This window comes from Streptococcus sp. HMSC074F05 (genome assembly GCF_001808725.1).
Lineage (GTDB): Bacteria > Bacillota > Bacilli > Lactobacillales > Streptococcaceae > Streptococcus > Streptococcus parasanguinis_I.
On the sequence record NZ_KV794401.1, the window covers coordinates 93747 to 107793 of the forward strand.

Here is a 14047-nt window from a genome sequence, read left to right on the forward strand (position 1 = left end):
GGAAGATGAAACAAGTGCTTGCAAAAGTGGCGGAAGGAATGGATCTAACCAGTGCAGAGTTAGAAGCTGCTATGGAGGAAGTCGTTGCTGGTCGTGCTTCAGAAGCCCAGGTGACGGCCCTTCTTCTAGGTCTCAAAATGAAGGGAGAAACGGTTGAAGAGCGGACGGCTATTGCAAAAGTGATGCAGGCTTATGCAGTCGCTATTCCTACAGAAGTTCAAGGAGCGATGGACAATTGTGGAACTGGGGGCGATCGTTCTTATAGTTTCAACATTTCAACAACAGCTGCCTTCGTCCTTGCTGGTGGTGGCATCAAGATGGCGAAACACGGAAATCGTTCGATCTCTTCTAAATCCGGTTCTGCGGATGTACTAGAAGCTCTAGGAATTAACCTTGATTTGGGTCCAGAAGACTTGGGACGAGTGTTTGAAAAGGCGGGAATTGTCTTCCTATTTGCCAAAAATCTGCATCCTGGCATGCGCTATATTATGCCCGCTCGCTTGGCGCTAGGGGTTCCAACGGTGATGAACTTAACCGGTCCTCTTATCAATCCGATTCCTCTAGAAACCCAGCTATTGGGAACCAGTCGTCCAGATATGCTGGAAAGTACGGCGGAGATTCTAAAGAATTTGGGAAGGAAACGCGCAGTGGTGGTGAGTGGTCCACAAGGTTTGGATGAGGCAGGCCTTGATGGAGAAACCCAGCTCGCTATTCTGGAAAATGGACAAGTTACCTTATCCAGCTTTCAACCAGAAGATATCGGAATGGAGCGCATCGAAATTGATCAAGTACGAGGTGGAGACGCCAAACGCAATGCGGAAATTTTGCTCAGTGTCTTGAAGAATGAAGCGAGTCCCTTCTTAGAGGTGACGGTCTTAAATGCAGGCCTTGGTTTTTATGCCAACGGCAAGGTAGATTCTATCAAGGAGGGAATTGCCTTGGCACGTGAAGTGATTGCCAGTGGGGCTGCCCTTGAGAAATTGAGATTATTACAGGAGTATCAAAAATGAGTCAAGAATTCTTGCCAAAGATTCTAAAGGAAAAGGCGCGTGAAGTGGCTGCGATGAAAGAAGAGGAGCTCCAACCTTTGCGCGAGACCTACCGCCTGTATGATTACCTAAAGAGTCATCCAGAAAAGCTTCAGGTCATTGCGGAAGTGAAAAAGGCTAGCCCGAGTCTGGGAGATATTCATGTCGATGTGGATATCGTCGCGCAGGCTAAGACTTACGAAGAAAATGGGGCCGTGATGATTTCTGTCTTGACCGATGAAGTGTTTTTCAAGGGCAGTATCGAGTATCTCCGGGAAATATCTAGTCAGGTGCGCATTCCCACCCTCAACAAAGATTTCATTGTGGATGAAAAGCAAATAATTCGGGCGCGAAACGCAGGGGCGACTGTGATCTTGTTGATTGTTGCAGCCTTATCAGAGACTCGTCTGAAAGAGCTCTATGAGTTTGCGACCCATCTTGGCCTGGAGGTCTTGGTGGAGACCCATAATCTGACAGAACTAGAGGTCGCTCACCGGATTGGGGCTCAGATCATCGGGGTCAATAATCGCAACTTGGTGACCTTTGAGACAGACCTCCATACTAGCCTTGAATTGGCGACCAGTTTTGAACAAGAACCGGTTTACATCACTGAGTCTGCTATTTTCACAGCAGCAGACGCGCGCATGCTGGCTCCTTATTTTAATGGCATTCTCGTTGGGACAGCCCTCATGAAGGCAGACAATGTGGCTGAAAAAGTAAAGGAGTTGCAGATTGACAAAGGTTAAAATTTGCGGGCTGTCCACTCCAGAAGCTGTCCAGACAGCTGTTGAAGCTGGTGCGGACTACATTGGTTTTGTCTTTGCACCAAGCAAACGGCAAGTAACACTGGAGCAAGCCCGGCAGTTGGCTACAGGGATTCCAGAGGGGGTTCAAAAAGTCGGTGTTTTTGTATCGCCACAAAGAGAAGAAGTGGAGCAAGCTTGCCAAGTTGTGGGCTTGGACCTGATACAAGTGCATGGGCCGATGGATGAAACCATCTTGCAGGACCTTCCCCAACAAACGATTCGCGCTGTTCAAGTGGGGAAAGATGCAGCTCTTCCTGAGACCAGTGCCGATTATCTGCTCTTTGATGCTCCTGTAGCAGGAAGTGGAGAGACTTTTAACTGGCAAGAACTCGAAAGTCAAAACGTTACAAAGCCCTTCTTTATTGCAGGAGGCTTGACGGTAGATAATGTAGCAGATGCTATTCGCTTCTTTCATCCTTATGCGGTGGATGTATCCAGTGGGGTCGAGACAAATGGAATAAAAGATCAAGAAAAGATAAAACGATTTATAGAAAGGGTCAAGCATGGCATATAAACAACCAGATAAAAACGGATTTTACGGGCGGTTCGGGGGACGATTTGTCCCTGAAACCTTGATGACAGCAGTTTTAGAATTAGAAGAAGCCTACAGAGAAAGTCAAGCAGATCCTTCTTTTCAAGCAGAATTGGATCAGCTTCTGAAACAATATGTCGGTCGGGAAACACCGCTCTATTATGCTAAAAATCTTACCAAGTATGTCGGTGGAGCCAAGATCTTTCTTAAAAGAGAAGACCTCAACCACACAGGGGCTCATAAAATTAATAATGCCCTAGGACAAGTTTTATTGGCACATCGGATGGGCAAAAAGAAGATCATCGCAGAAACAGGGGCTGGTCAGCACGGTGTTGCAACGGCAACGGCTGCTGCTTTATTTGATATGGAATGTACCATCTACATGGGGGAAGAAGATGTCAAACGCCAAGCACTTAATGTCTTTCGGATGGAATTGTTGGGCGCCAAGGTTCGATCAGTAACAGATGGTTCACGTGTTCTCAAGGATGCGGTCAATGCTGCCCTTAGAGCCTGGGTAGCAAATGTGGAGGATACCCACTATATCATGGGTTCTGCTCTAGGACCTCATCCATTCCCAGAAATTGTCCGTGATTTTCAAAGTGTCATCGGTCGAGAAGCCAAACGCCAATTTGCAGAGCAAAATGATGGTGCGTTGCCAGATGCCGTCCTAGCCTGTGTAGGAGGCGGATCGAACGCTATTGGGCTCTTTTATCCTTTTGTTGAGGATACATCTGTTGCCATGTATGGGGCGGAAGCTGCTGGCCTTGGAGTAGATACAGACCAGCATGCAGCAACCTTGACCAAGGGGCGTCCCGGAGTCCTTCACGGCGCATTGATGGATGTGTTACAGGATGCCCATGGACAGATTTTAGAAGCCTTCTCGATTTCGGCAGGTCTCGATTACCCTGGGATTGGGCCAGAGCATTCTTATTTCCATGAAATCAAGCGGGCAACCTATGTGCCTGTGACAGACCAAGAAGCCCTAGAAGCCTTTCAATTGCTTTCGAAAGTAGAAGGAATCATTCCAGCTCTGGAATCGAGCCATGCTATCGCCTATGCGGTGAAGTTGGCCAAGGAAATGGGGCCTGAAAAATCTATGATCGTTTGCTTATCAGGACGTGGGGACAAAGATGTGGTACAAGTCAAAGACCGCCTAGAACAAGAGAGAGGAGAGTAAGATGGGAAAGACCTTAACAGAGCATTTACAAAAGCTGAAAGACCAGCAGCAAGGGATCTTTGTTCCTTATATCATGGCAGGAGATCATGAAAAAGGCTTGGCAGGTTTGCAGGAAACCATCCAATTTTTGGAGGAGCTTGGTGTCTCAGCTATTGAGGTTGGCATTCCTTTTTCGGATCCGGTGGCAGATGGCCCTGTGATTGAAGAGGCAGGATTACGCAGTTTAGCCCATGGGACGACGACAGAGGGTCTGGTGCAAACGATCCAGCGCTTAGAGACAAGTGTTCCTTTGGTCATCATGACCTATTTCAACCCCTTGTTCCAATATGGGCTCGAAAACTTCTTTAGAGATGTAGAAGGAACAGCGGTCAAGGGAGTGATTATTCCGGATCTTCCTCATGAACATGCGGATCTGGTAGAACCTCTATTAGCGGATAAAGACATCGCTTTGGTGCCGCTAGTGAGCTTAACCACAGGAATCGAGCGCCAGAAGAAATTGATCCAAGATGCAGAAGGATTTATCTATGCCGTTGCTGTCAATGGGGTGACGGGGAAAGCTGGTAGCTATCGAGATGATTTGGATCACCACTTGGCCCAATTACACGAAATAGCGTCCATTCCTGTTTTAACAGGTTTTGGAGTTTCCAGCATGGAGGATGTTCACCGTTTCAACAAGGTCTCAGATGGAGTTATTGTGGGGTCCAAAATTGTTAAAGCTATCCACCAAGGGGAGACAGACGCCATCGCTCGTTTTATTTCTCAAGCAGTGAAGGGCTAGAAGCTTCATTTCATTCATCATCAGCTTGATTCTCCTAGATCAAGCTCTTTGTCTACTATTTTAAACATTCCCCTCGTTTGTCTTTACAAACGAGGCTTTCTCGTTACAATAGAGGTAGTAACAAGAAAAGAGGAGAAGAGAATGATAAGCCTTGAAGAGATTGATCAAGTCATCCAGTCAGGTCCTTTTGAACCAACCTGGGACTCTCTTAGCCATCAAGTCTGTCCAGATTGGTATCGAGATGCCAAATTTGGAATGTTTATCCACTGGGGCGTCTACAGTGTGCCTGCCTTTGGTTCGGAATGGTATTCGCGAAATATGTATATCCAAGGGAACCCTTGCTATGACTATCATCGAGAGCATTTTGGAGACCAGGCTAGCTTGGGCTACAAGGATCTCATTCCTCTTTTTACAGCCGATCAATTTGATCCGGCATCTTGGCTAGATCTCTTTCAAAAAGCGGGAGCTCAGTATCTTTTTCCAGTTGCGGAGCACCACGATGGTTTTCAGATGTATGCCTCTACTCTCTCGCCTTATAATAGCTTAGAAATGGGGCCGAGACGAGATGTCTTAGGAGAGCTGAGGGAGGAAGCAGAAAAACGTGGCCTGCACTTCTGTACGTCTTCTCACCGGGCAGAACACCAGTTTTTCTTTTCACATGGCAAGGAATTCACTAGTGACATTTCGCAAGAAGTCCCAAGAAACAGTCTTTATTGGCCAGCGGAGCCAGAGCCCAAGGATCATTTTGATCTGACTTCTAAGCCTTATCCAAGCAAAGAATTCTTGGAAGATTGGCTGTTGCGAACCTGTGAACTGGTGCGGGACTACCAACCAGAGCTCCTATATTTTGACTGGTGGATCCAGCATGAGAGTTTCCGTCCCTACTTGATGCGCTTTTTGGCTTATTATTACAATCTAGCAGCACAAGAGGATCGCAAGGTGGCTGTTTGTTACAAACAGGATGCCCTCCCTTTCGGTTCAGGAATCGTTGAGATGGAGCGGGGAGGCTACGGAGAGACGCAAGCCTTTCCGTGGCAAATGGATACCGCAATTGCCCGTAATTCTTGGTGTTATACCCAGGATCTAGCCTACAAGACCAGTAAGGAATTGCTACAAAATTTAGTTGATGTTGTGGCCAAAAATGGCAATCTTCTGCTCAATATTGGACCCAAGGCAGATGGCACGATCCCTGAGCAAGACCAAGACATCCTCACAGAGATTGGGGACTGGCTGGAGGTAAATGGAGAAGCCATTTATCAGAGTCGGCCTTGGCGGGTGTCATCAGACGGACCGACCGAGGCCCGGGAAGGTTCCTTCTCAGACGGGCAAGCGCCACTCTATACCAGCCGAGATTTCCGCTATACCATGCGTGATGGCTTTCTTTATGCTATCCAGCTGGAACCAAGTGGAAGGACGGAAGAGTTGACCTTGCCGTCTCTCGCCTATGACCTCAAGCAACCGAGAATCCTTCATGCGCGCATTCAAAAGCTAGAGCTCCTTGGAGAAAGCCAGCCCCTTTCTTGGAGCCAAGATGAGGCAGGCCTCCATCTTCAGTTACCAGCTTGCAGCAAAAAACAACCGCGTGTTTTGCGCATCAGCTTTTAGTTTTCTTGAAGCTTTCTATAAGGAATCGTTTAGGTTTCTCTAGTATACTGTGCTCATCCAATAAGAAATGAGGTACAGAAAATGAAAATCTCAGTCAATTATCCAAAACGCTTTAAGAAATTGCCACAACAAGGTTCTTGTTACGGCGAATAAACACTTCTCTTCATTTTTCATAAGAAACTCCTAAAGAAGGCTCTACCCGAAAGGGTAGAGTTTTTATGTACCAGAGACCTTGTGATTCGTGGTATAATAAGCCTATGGAAAAAAAGAATAAATTACTACTCATCGACGGGTCTTCCGTCGCTTTTCGTGCCTTTTTCGCACTTTACAATCAAATTGATCGCTTCAAAAATGCCAATGGTCTGCATACCAATGCGGTCTATGGCTTTAACCTCATGTTGAGCCATCTATTGGAGCGCATCCAACCGACCCATGTCCTCGTTGCTTTTGATGCAGGAAAGACGACTTTTCGGACGGAGATGTATGCCGACTACAAAGGGGGCCGTGCAAAAACTCCAGATGAGTTCCGTGAGCAGTTTCCTTTCATTCGTGAGCAATTAGATCATTTGGGAATCCGTCATTATGAGCTGGCCCAGTATGAAGCGGATGATCTTATTGGAACGCTAGATAAGATGGCAGAAACTAGCTCGGTGCCATTTGATGTGACCATTGTCTCTGGGGACAAGGATTTGATCCAGCTGACAGATGACAATACGGTGGTGGAAATCTCCAAAAAAGGGGTAGCAGAGTTTGAAGAATTCACTCCAGCCTATCTCAAAGAAAAGATGGGACTGACACCCGAGCAGTTTATCGACCTCAAGGCCTTAATGGGAGATAAATCGGATAATATCCCAGGTGTGACTAAGATCGGAGAAAAGACAGGGATCAAACTACTCCTAGAGTACGGCTCTCTCGATGGCATTTACGAGCATATCGATGAGATGAAGGCTTCTAAGATGAAGGAAAACCTCATCAACGACAAGGAGCAGGCCTATCTGTCTAAGACTTTGGCGACCATCGATACCAATGCGCCCATTGAAATTGGGCTGGACGATATCACCTATACGGGTCCTCATCTAGAAAATCTCGCCAAGTTTTATGAGGAGATGGGCTTCAAGCAACTCCGTCAGGCCTTGGATCTCAGTGGAGAAGAAGTCGCTCCTGTAGCTATTGACTATACAGAAGTCGAGCAGGTCACTTCAGATATGCTCACGGAAGATAGTTTCTTCCATTTTGAGATTTTTGGGGACAATTACCATACGGAACCCATCATCGGCTTCGCATGGGGGACCAAAGGTCAGCTCTACGTGAGTACAGATACTGGTCTTTTACAAACACCGATTTTCAAAGAATTTCTCGAAAAAACGCCCCTCAAGGTCTATGACTTCAAACGGGGCAAGGTCTTGCTCAGCCACTTGGGTATTACCCTTCAAAATCCCGCGTTTGACAGTCGATTGGCCAAGTATCTCTTGTCGACCGTAGAGGACAATGAAATTTCAACCATTGCGAGTCTCTATAGTCAGATTGCGCTGCCGCTGGACGAAGTTGTTTATGGCAAGGGAGCCAAAAAAGTCATTCCAGAAAAGTCGGTCCTATTAGAGCATTTGGCACGAAAAGTCGCTGTTTTACTAGACACAGAAGAGCCTATGACGGAGCAACTAAAAGCTCACGACCAACTAGATCTGCTCTATGATATGGAGCAACCACTAGCAGCTGTTTTGGCCAAAATGGAAATCGCGGGGATCAAGGTAGAGCGCCAGACCCTAGAAGACATGCAAGTAGAAAACGAAGTGGTCTTGGAGCGCTTGACTCAAGAAATCTACGAGCTTGCAGGAGAAGAGTTTAATATCAATTCTCCAAAACAATTGGGCGTCATCCTCTTTGAAAAATTGGAACTCCCTCTTGAATATACTAAGAAGACTAAAACCGGCTATTCCACAGCCGTTGATGTCTTGGAACGCCTGGCTCCTATCGCACCGATCGTGTCTAAGATTCTTGAATACCGCCAAATTGCTAAGATCCAGTCGACCTATGTCATCGGTCTTCAAGATTGGATTTTGGAAGATGGGAAGATCCATACCCGCTATGTACAGGATTTGACGCAGACAGGCCGTTTGTCCAGCGTGGATCCCAACCTGCAAAACATTCCTGTCCGTTTGGAACAAGGTCGTCTCATTCGTAAAGCCTTTGTCCCAGAAGAGGAAAACAGTGTCTTGCTCAGTTCGGACTATTCACAGATCGAATTGCGCGTCTTGGCTCATATTTCGGGAGATGAGCATTTGATTGATGCCTTTAAACATGGGGCAGATATCCATACATCGACTGCTATGCGCGTCTTCAATATTGAAAAACCAGAAGACGTGACGCCGAACGACCGTCGCAATGCAAAAGCAGTAAACTTCGGTGTGGTTTATGGAATTTCCGACTTTGGACTGTCTAATAACCTGGGGATCAGTCGAAAAGAAGCCAAGGCTTACATTGAGACCTACTTCGAACGCTACCCTGGCATCAAGGATTATATGGAGAGAGTGGTGCGGGAAGCGCGTGACAAAGGCTATGTGGAGACCCTCTTCAAGCGTCGTCGGGAGATTCCAGATATCAATTCTCGCAACTTCAATGTTCGAGGCTTTGCGGAGCGGACAGCTATCAACTCACCGATCCAAGGATCGGCAGCAGACATCTTGAAAATTGCTATGATCCACTTGGACCAAGCGCTAGAAGCAGGATCATACAAGACCAAGATGCTCCTTCAGGTCCACGATGAAATCGTTCTGCAAGTACCAAGTGATGAACTGGCAGCGATCAAAGAACTCGTCAAAGAGACCATGGAATCCGCTATCGAACTTGCAGTACCACTGGAAGCTGATGAAAATGAAGGCAAAACATGGTATGAAGCCAAATAAGATTGAGTTTGTCCAAAACAGAAAGTGGTAGGAGACTTTTCAGTTTCCTACCGCTTTTAACGACAAACACTTGCAATGCCTTCCGTATTGTTATACTATTTAAAGAAAGGAAACGCATACAAAAGGAGATTCTTATGGCTTATTCATTTCGCAATCCTAGTGATGGCATTATCAAACATTACCTAGAAACCAGCAAGATCATCGCTGTAGTTGGATTATCTGATCGTGAAGATACGACCAGTCATCGTGTCAGCAAGGAGATGCAAGAGCGGGGCTATCGGATTATTCCTGTCAACCCCCGCGCAGCTAGAGGGCAAATCCTTGGAGAAACGGTGTATGCTAGCTTGCAGGAGATTCCTTTCCCAGTAGATATCGTCGATGTATACCGTCGCAGTGAGTTTTTACCAGATGTGGCACGTGATTTTATTGAGACGGATGCGAAAATTTTCTGGGCACAATTGGAGCTGGAAAATCAAGAAGCAGAAGAAATCCTTCGTGGAGCTGGACGAGAAGATATCGTCATGAACCGCTGTATCAAACGGGAACACACCCGACTGATCTTAGGAGACTCCCTATACGGTTTATAAATGATAAACAATTGATATAGAAGAAAACCCCAGCTTGCTGGGGTTTTCTTCTTACTCTTATTCAGTTTCATGGTTTGGATGGCCTGTAAAATGGCGCGGCCCTTGTTTAATCTGCTTGATTTGATCATAAAATGCAATTTGGCAGTTGATAAAGTAAGGCATGGTATAAAAGCCGATGACATCGCGCGTGAAGTAATTCAAGAAGTACCAACCAATCAAGGTTAGATCGAGCACCAAGCGATTGCTGCGGAACCCTTTCATGGTTTCACGACTTTGGCGAAGGACTCCAAAGGCTCCCTTGTAGTTGCCGTCTCGTAATTGCTCGTAGAGGATCAATTCGACCAGGCTGAGACTGTAGTATTGTGGCAGATAAAAGAGGAGGCCAATCAGGCCAAGTATGACACCAGCAGTCATCAGAGGCATTTGTTGCATGAGAGATTGGAATTCAGGACTGGAAGCACTCAGAGTGCTAGGGTTGCTCACCTTATCGTAGATCGCCAAAAATCGAATGCTGGCGTAGGTGCTGATGAGACTCCCCACATAGAGGATGAGTCCCCATAAAAAGAGGACGGCTTGCTTCAAAATCAAGGTGGCAAATACAGAGGTAAAGCGATCTTGTTTAAAGATATCTAAGACGCGTGTTCGGTGTTCAATCTTGGGATTAATCGTATCTAAATAGCTAAAAGTCGCACCGACCACTAAAATGGAGATGACAAAGGAGACGACGGAAGGAAAGAGCTGTCGCTGGATCATGTAAATACTTGCTTGCTGCAAGGTCATATCCGGTAGTAGATCGACCAGATCTTGCCCACTTAAGAGAAAGTTAGCAAGAATGGTCAACAGGACCGGAAGAGCAAAAAGGATAGCTAAGCCCGGTTGCTGGACTTGCATGGTGCGTGCCCGGAGGCGAATCAGTTTAAGGTTCATAGATGACACTCTCTTCATAGTAGTACTTTTTATTATAACATAAGTCCGTGACAGAGCTGGTAAAATTTGGTACAATCGTACAGGTGCTCACAGGAAAACTGTGACAGGAATAAGAAGGCTGGGACTGTTTTTCCCAGTACGGAGGTAACCATGACAGATTCACCGATTCAATATCGATTAATCAAAAAAGAAAAGCATACAGGAGCTCGTCTGGGAGAAATTATCACCCCTCACGGGACCTTCCCAACCCCAATGTTTATGCCTGTAGGGACTCAGGCAACCGTTAAGACCCAATCGCCAGAAGAACTCAAGGAAATGGGTTCCGGCATTATCTTGGCCAACACCTACCATCTCTGGCTTCGTCCGGGGGACGACTTGGTCGCAAAAGCAGGAGGACTGCACCAGTTCATGAACTGGGACCAGCCAATTTTGACAGATAGTGGAGGCTTCCAGGTCTATTCACTAGCGGATACCCGCAATATCACCGAAGAAGGAGTAACTTTTAAAAATCACCTCAACGGCTCGAAGATGTTCCTCTCTCCAGAAAAGGCCATCTCCATCCAAAACAATCTAGGAAGCGACATCATGATGTCCTTTGATGAATGTCCTCAGTTCTATCAGCCCTATGATTATGTGAAAAAATCGATCGAACGGACCAGTCGTTGGGCAGAACGCGGCCTGAAGGCTCACCGTCGCCCTCATGATCAAGGTCTTTTCGGGATTGTCCAAGGGGCTGGATTTGAAGACTTGCGCCGTCAGTCTGCTCAAGATCTGGTCAGCATGGACTTCCCAGGCTATTCCATCGGTGGCTTAGCTGTTGGGGAAAGCCATGAAGAGATGAATGCGGTGCTGGATTTCACAACGCCGCTCTTACCAGAGAACAAGCCGCGCTATCTCATGGGAGTAGGAGCTCCAGACAGTCTGATCGATGGCGTTATTCGTGGAGTAGACATGTTTGACTGTGTCTTGCCGACGCGGATTGCGCGAAATGGTACCTGTATGACTAGTCAAGGACGTCTGGTGGTGAAAAATGCGCAATTTGCAGAAGACTTTACACCGCTAGATCCCGAATGTGATTGCTACACTTGTAAGAACTATACCCGAGCTTACCTTCGCCACCTCCTCAAGGCAGATGAGACCTTCGGCATTCGCTTGACAAGCTACCACAACCTCTATTTCTTGATCAACCTCATGAAGCAGGTCCGTCAAGCCATCATGGATGACAATCTCTTAGAATTCCGCGAGCATTTCGTCGAAAAATATGGCTATAACAAATCAGGACGGAATTTCTAGAAATAGATAAAAAGGAAGAAAAAAGACGACAGCCATCTGAGAATAATAGGAATAACTGCTAGACGCAGTGGTTGATTGGTATCTTTGTTCGCATGTTAAGCTCCAAAGATAACCTAATCAACTGTGCGGGGGCGAGACGACGAACAAATTGGATATAAATTTGTTCTGTCTCGCTCCCTTTTTCCTATATAATAGCAACTTTTTTAGCACTCTATTTCTTTCGAAAACACTTTCATCAAAAAAACGAAAAAAATCTTCTCAAATCCCTTGCATTGGGCCTTTGTTTGTGTTAAACTACTATGGTGCTGTGAAAAAACAGCTATTAGCTTTGATGCAAGAGGTTGCGACACGCTCGGTTGCATTGCCACGCAACACGCGTCGGTTTTCTTGTGGAGCTAGCCTATTATCTTAAATAGACGAAAAGGAGAAAAAGATGGCAAACAAAAAAATCCGCATCCGTTTGAAAGCGTACGAACACCGTACACTCGACACAGCGGCTGCAAAAATCGTAGAATCAGCTACTCGTACAGGTGCACAAGTTGCGGGTCCAATCCCACTTCCAACTGAGCGTAGCCTCTACACAATCATTCGTGCGACTCACAAATACAAAGATTCTCGCGAACAATTCGAAATGCGTACACACAAACGTTTGATCGATATCATCAACCCAACTCAAAAAACTGTTGACGCTTTGATGAAATTGGATCTTCCAAGTGGTGTAAACGTAGAAATCAAACTTTAATCTAAAGCTTGATCCAGAGCATAAAAAACGCTCGTTAAAAACTTTTTGAATAAAAAACTATAGAAAAGGAACTATTTTCTCATGACAAAAGGAATCTTAGGGAAAAAAGTGGGAATGACTCAAATCTTCACTGAAGCTGGCGAATTGATCCCTGTAACAGTTATCGAAGCAACTCCAAACGTTGTTCTTCAAGTTAAAACTGTTGAAACAGATGGTTACAACGCTATCCAAGTTGGTTTCGATGACAAACGCGAAGTATTGAGCAACAAACCTGCTAAAGGACATGTAGCAAAAGCTAACACGGCTCCTAAGCGCTTCATTCGTGAATTCAAAAACGTTGAAGGCTTGGAAGTTGGTGCTGAAATCACAGTTGACACTTTCGAAGCTGGAGACATTGTTGATGTAACTGGTACTTCTAAAGGTAAAGGTTTCCAAGGTGTTATCAAACGCCACGGACAATCACGTGGACCTATGGCTCACGGTTCTCGTTACCACCGTCGTCCAGGTTCTATGGGACCTGTTGCACCTAACCGCGTATTCAAAGGTAAAAACCTTGCAGGACGCATGGGTGGCGATCGTGTAACAATTCAAAACCTTGAAGTTGTACAAGTTGTTCCAGAAAAGAACGTTATCCTTATCAAAGGGAACGTACCAGGTGCTAAGAAATCTCTTATCACTATCAAGTCAGCAGTTAAAGCTGGTAAATAATAAGGAAAGGGGAATACAGTCAAAATGGCAAATGTAACATTATTCGACCAAACTGGTAAACAAGCGGGCGAAGTTGTTCTTAACGATGCGATCTTTGGTATCGAACCAAACCAAGCAGTTGTATTTGATGTGATCATCAGCCAACGTGCTAGCCTTCGTCAAGGAACTCACGCAGTTAAAAACCGTTCAGCCGTTTCAGGTGGCGGACGCAAACCATGGCGTCAAAAAGGAACTGGACGTGCTCGTCAAGGTTCTATCCGCTCTCCACAATGGCGTGGTGGTGGAATCGTCTTCGGACCAACTCCACGTAGCTATGCGTACAAACTTCCTCAAAAAGTTCGTCGCCTTGCACTTAAATCTGTTTACTCAGAAAAAGTTGCTGAAAACAAATTTGTAGCCGTTGATTCTCTTGAATTTACAGCTCCAAAAACTGCTGAATTTGCAAAAGTTCTTGCAGCTTTGAGCATCGATTCTAAAGTCCTTGTTATTCTTGAAGAAGGAAATGAATTCGCAGCTCTTTCAGCTCGTAACCTTTCAAACGTGAAAGTTGCGACTGCTACAACTGCAAGTGTTCTTGACATCGCAAATAGTGACAAACTTCTTGTTACTCAAGCAGCTATCTCTAAAATCGAGGAGGTTCTTGCATAATGAATTTGTATGATGTTATCAAAAAACCTGTTATCACTGAAAAGTCAATGGCACAACTTGAAGCAGGCAAATATGTATTCGAAGTTGACACTCGCGCTCACAAACTTTTGATCAAACAAGCTGTTGAAGCTGCGTTTGAAGGTGTAAAAGTTGCGAATGTGAACACTGTAAACGTAAAACCTAAAGCAAAACGCGTTGGACGTTACACTGGTTTTACTTCAAAAACTAAAAAAGCTATCATCACGCTTGCAGCTGATTCTAAAGCAATCGAGTTGTTTGCTACTGAAGCTGAATAATCTAAGGAGGAAATATC

General features: G+C 45.7%; 14 protein-coding genes. 13 read left to right on the forward strand and 1 reads right to left on the reverse strand.

What is annotated here, in order from left to right; translation table 11 throughout:
• Positions 1-5: 5 nt before the first annotated feature.
• The 8 genes from trpD to HMPREF2685_RS00595 all read left to right on the forward strand — a co-directional run bounded on the left by trpD (position 6) and on the right by HMPREF2685_RS00595 (position 9416).
• On the forward strand, positions 6-1010 hold the full coding sequence (gene trpD, locus HMPREF2685_RS10775) for an anthranilate phosphoribosyltransferase (RefSeq protein ID WP_061604690.1): 1005 nt from the start codon (positions 6-8) through the stop codon (positions 1008-1010).
• On the forward strand, positions 1007-1774 hold the full coding sequence (trpC, locus tag HMPREF2685_RS00565) for an indole-3-glycerol phosphate synthase TrpC (protein ID WP_049486597.1): 768 nt from the start codon (positions 1007-1009) through the stop codon (positions 1772-1774). The genes trpD and trpC overlap by 4 nt, the downstream gene beginning before the upstream one ends.
• The gene (locus HMPREF2685_RS00570) at positions 1761-2348 is read left to right on the forward strand and encodes a phosphoribosylanthranilate isomerase (protein WP_049486596.1); all 588 of its coding nucleotides are present in this window, start codon (positions 1761-1763) and stop codon (positions 2346-2348) included. Before trpC ends, HMPREF2685_RS00570 begins: the two co-directional genes overlap by 14 nt.
• Positions 2338-3543 carry a tryptophan synthase subunit beta gene (gene trpB / locus HMPREF2685_RS00575; protein ID WP_070464649.1) on the forward strand — a complete coding sequence of 402 codons (1206 nt, stop codon included), beginning with the start codon at positions 2338-2340 and terminating at the stop codon, positions 3541-3543. The genes HMPREF2685_RS00570 and trpB overlap by 11 nt, the downstream gene beginning before the upstream one ends.
• Position 3544: 1 nt before the next feature.
• Positions 3545-4321 (forward strand): tryptophan synthase subunit alpha, encoded by a 777-nt coding sequence (gene trpA / locus HMPREF2685_RS00580; protein ID WP_070464653.1) that lies wholly within the window; start codon positions 3545-3547, stop codon positions 4319-4321.
• Positions 4322-4462: 141 nt separating this feature from the next.
• On the forward strand, positions 4463-5926 hold the full coding sequence (locus HMPREF2685_RS00585; protein WP_070464656.1) for an alpha-L-fucosidase: 1464 nt from the start codon (positions 4463-4465) through the stop codon (positions 5924-5926).
• A gap of 257 nt (positions 5927-6183) precedes the next feature.
• Positions 6184-8829, forward strand: coding sequence for a DNA polymerase I (gene polA, locus HMPREF2685_RS00590; RefSeq protein ID WP_070464658.1), 2646 nt, complete (start codon positions 6184-6186; stop codon positions 8827-8829).
• Positions 8830-8963: 134 nt separating this feature from the next.
• Positions 8964-9416, forward strand: coding sequence for a CoA-binding protein (locus HMPREF2685_RS00595; RefSeq protein ID WP_061590682.1), 453 nt, complete (start codon positions 8964-8966; stop codon positions 9414-9416).
• 57 nt (positions 9417-9473) lie between these two features.
• Here the strand turns inward: HMPREF2685_RS00595 and HMPREF2685_RS00600 are convergent, their stop codons facing one another.
• Complete coding sequence (locus HMPREF2685_RS00600; protein ID WP_070464662.1) at positions 9474-10343, reverse strand: DUF975 family protein; 870 nt, start codon at positions 10341-10343, stop codon at positions 9474-9476.
• 150 nt (positions 10344-10493) lie between these two features.
• On the opposite strand from HMPREF2685_RS00600, the gene tgt reads away from it, so the two are divergent.
• The 5 genes from tgt (at position 10494) to HMPREF2685_RS00625 (ending at position 14030) form a co-directional block, all read left to right on the forward strand.
• Entirely contained in the window at positions 10494-11636 is a 1143-nt protein-coding gene (gene tgt / locus HMPREF2685_RS00605) for a tRNA guanosine(34) transglycosylase Tgt (protein WP_003010858.1), read from the forward strand.
• A 433-nt stretch (positions 11637-12069) separates the two neighbouring features.
• On the forward strand, positions 12070-12378 hold the full coding sequence (rpsJ, locus tag HMPREF2685_RS00610; protein ID WP_003009585.1) for a 30S ribosomal protein S10: 309 nt from the start codon (positions 12070-12072) through the stop codon (positions 12376-12378).
• Between the two features lie 81 nt (positions 12379-12459).
• Positions 12460-13086 carry a 50S ribosomal protein L3 gene (gene rplC / locus HMPREF2685_RS00615; RefSeq protein WP_003010846.1) on the forward strand — a complete coding sequence of 209 codons (627 nt, stop codon included), beginning with the start codon at positions 12460-12462 and terminating at the stop codon, positions 13084-13086.
• A 24-nt stretch (positions 13087-13110) separates the two neighbouring features.
• Entirely contained in the window at positions 13111-13734 is a 624-nt protein-coding gene (rplD, locus tag HMPREF2685_RS00620; protein ID WP_070464663.1) for a 50S ribosomal protein L4, read from the forward strand.
• Positions 13734-14030, forward strand: coding sequence for a 50S ribosomal protein L23 (locus HMPREF2685_RS00625; RefSeq protein ID WP_003009593.1), 297 nt, complete (start codon positions 13734-13736; stop codon positions 14028-14030). The genes rplD and HMPREF2685_RS00625 overlap by 1 nt, the downstream gene beginning before the upstream one ends.
• Positions 14031-14047 lie beyond the last annotated feature (17 nt).

Coding starts and splice junctions, on each gene's coding strand:
- polA (WP_070464658.1), top strand. CDS start 6,184: ATGGAAAAAAAGAATAAATTACTACTCATCGACGGGTCTTCCGTCGCT.
- HMPREF2685_RS00585 (WP_070464656.1), top strand. CDS start 4,463: ATGATAAGCCTTGAAGAGATTGATCAAGTCATCCAGTCAGGTCCTTTT.
- trpA (WP_070464653.1), top strand. CDS start 3,545: ATGGGAAAGACCTTAACAGAGCATTTACAAAAGCTGAAAGACCAGCAG.
- trpD (WP_061604690.1), top strand. CDS start 6: ATGAAACAAGTGCTTGCAAAAGTGGCGGAAGGAATGGATCTAACCAGT.
- HMPREF2685_RS00595 (WP_061590682.1), top strand. CDS start 8,964: ATGGCTTATTCATTTCGCAATCCTAGTGATGGCATTATCAAACATTAC.
- HMPREF2685_RS00600 (WP_070464662.1), bottom strand. CDS start 10,343: ATGAACCTTAAACTGATTCGCCTCCGGGCACGCACCATGCAAGTCCAG.
- trpC (WP_049486597.1), top strand. CDS start 1,007: ATGAGTCAAGAATTCTTGCCAAAGATTCTAAAGGAAAAGGCGCGTGAA.
- rpsJ (WP_003009585.1), top strand. CDS start 12,070: ATGGCAAACAAAAAAATCCGCATCCGTTTGAAAGCGTACGAACACCGT.
- HMPREF2685_RS00625 (WP_003009593.1), top strand. CDS start 13,734: ATGAATTTGTATGATGTTATCAAAAAACCTGTTATCACTGAAAAGTCA.
- rplD (WP_070464663.1), top strand. CDS start 13,111: ATGGCAAATGTAACATTATTCGACCAAACTGGTAAACAAGCGGGCGAA.
- tgt (WP_003010858.1), top strand. CDS start 10,494: ATGACAGATTCACCGATTCAATATCGATTAATCAAAAAAGAAAAGCAT.
- rplC (WP_003010846.1), top strand. CDS start 12,460: ATGACAAAAGGAATCTTAGGGAAAAAAGTGGGAATGACTCAAATCTTC.
- trpB (WP_070464649.1), top strand. CDS start 2,338: ATGGCATATAAACAACCAGATAAAAACGGATTTTACGGGCGGTTCGGG.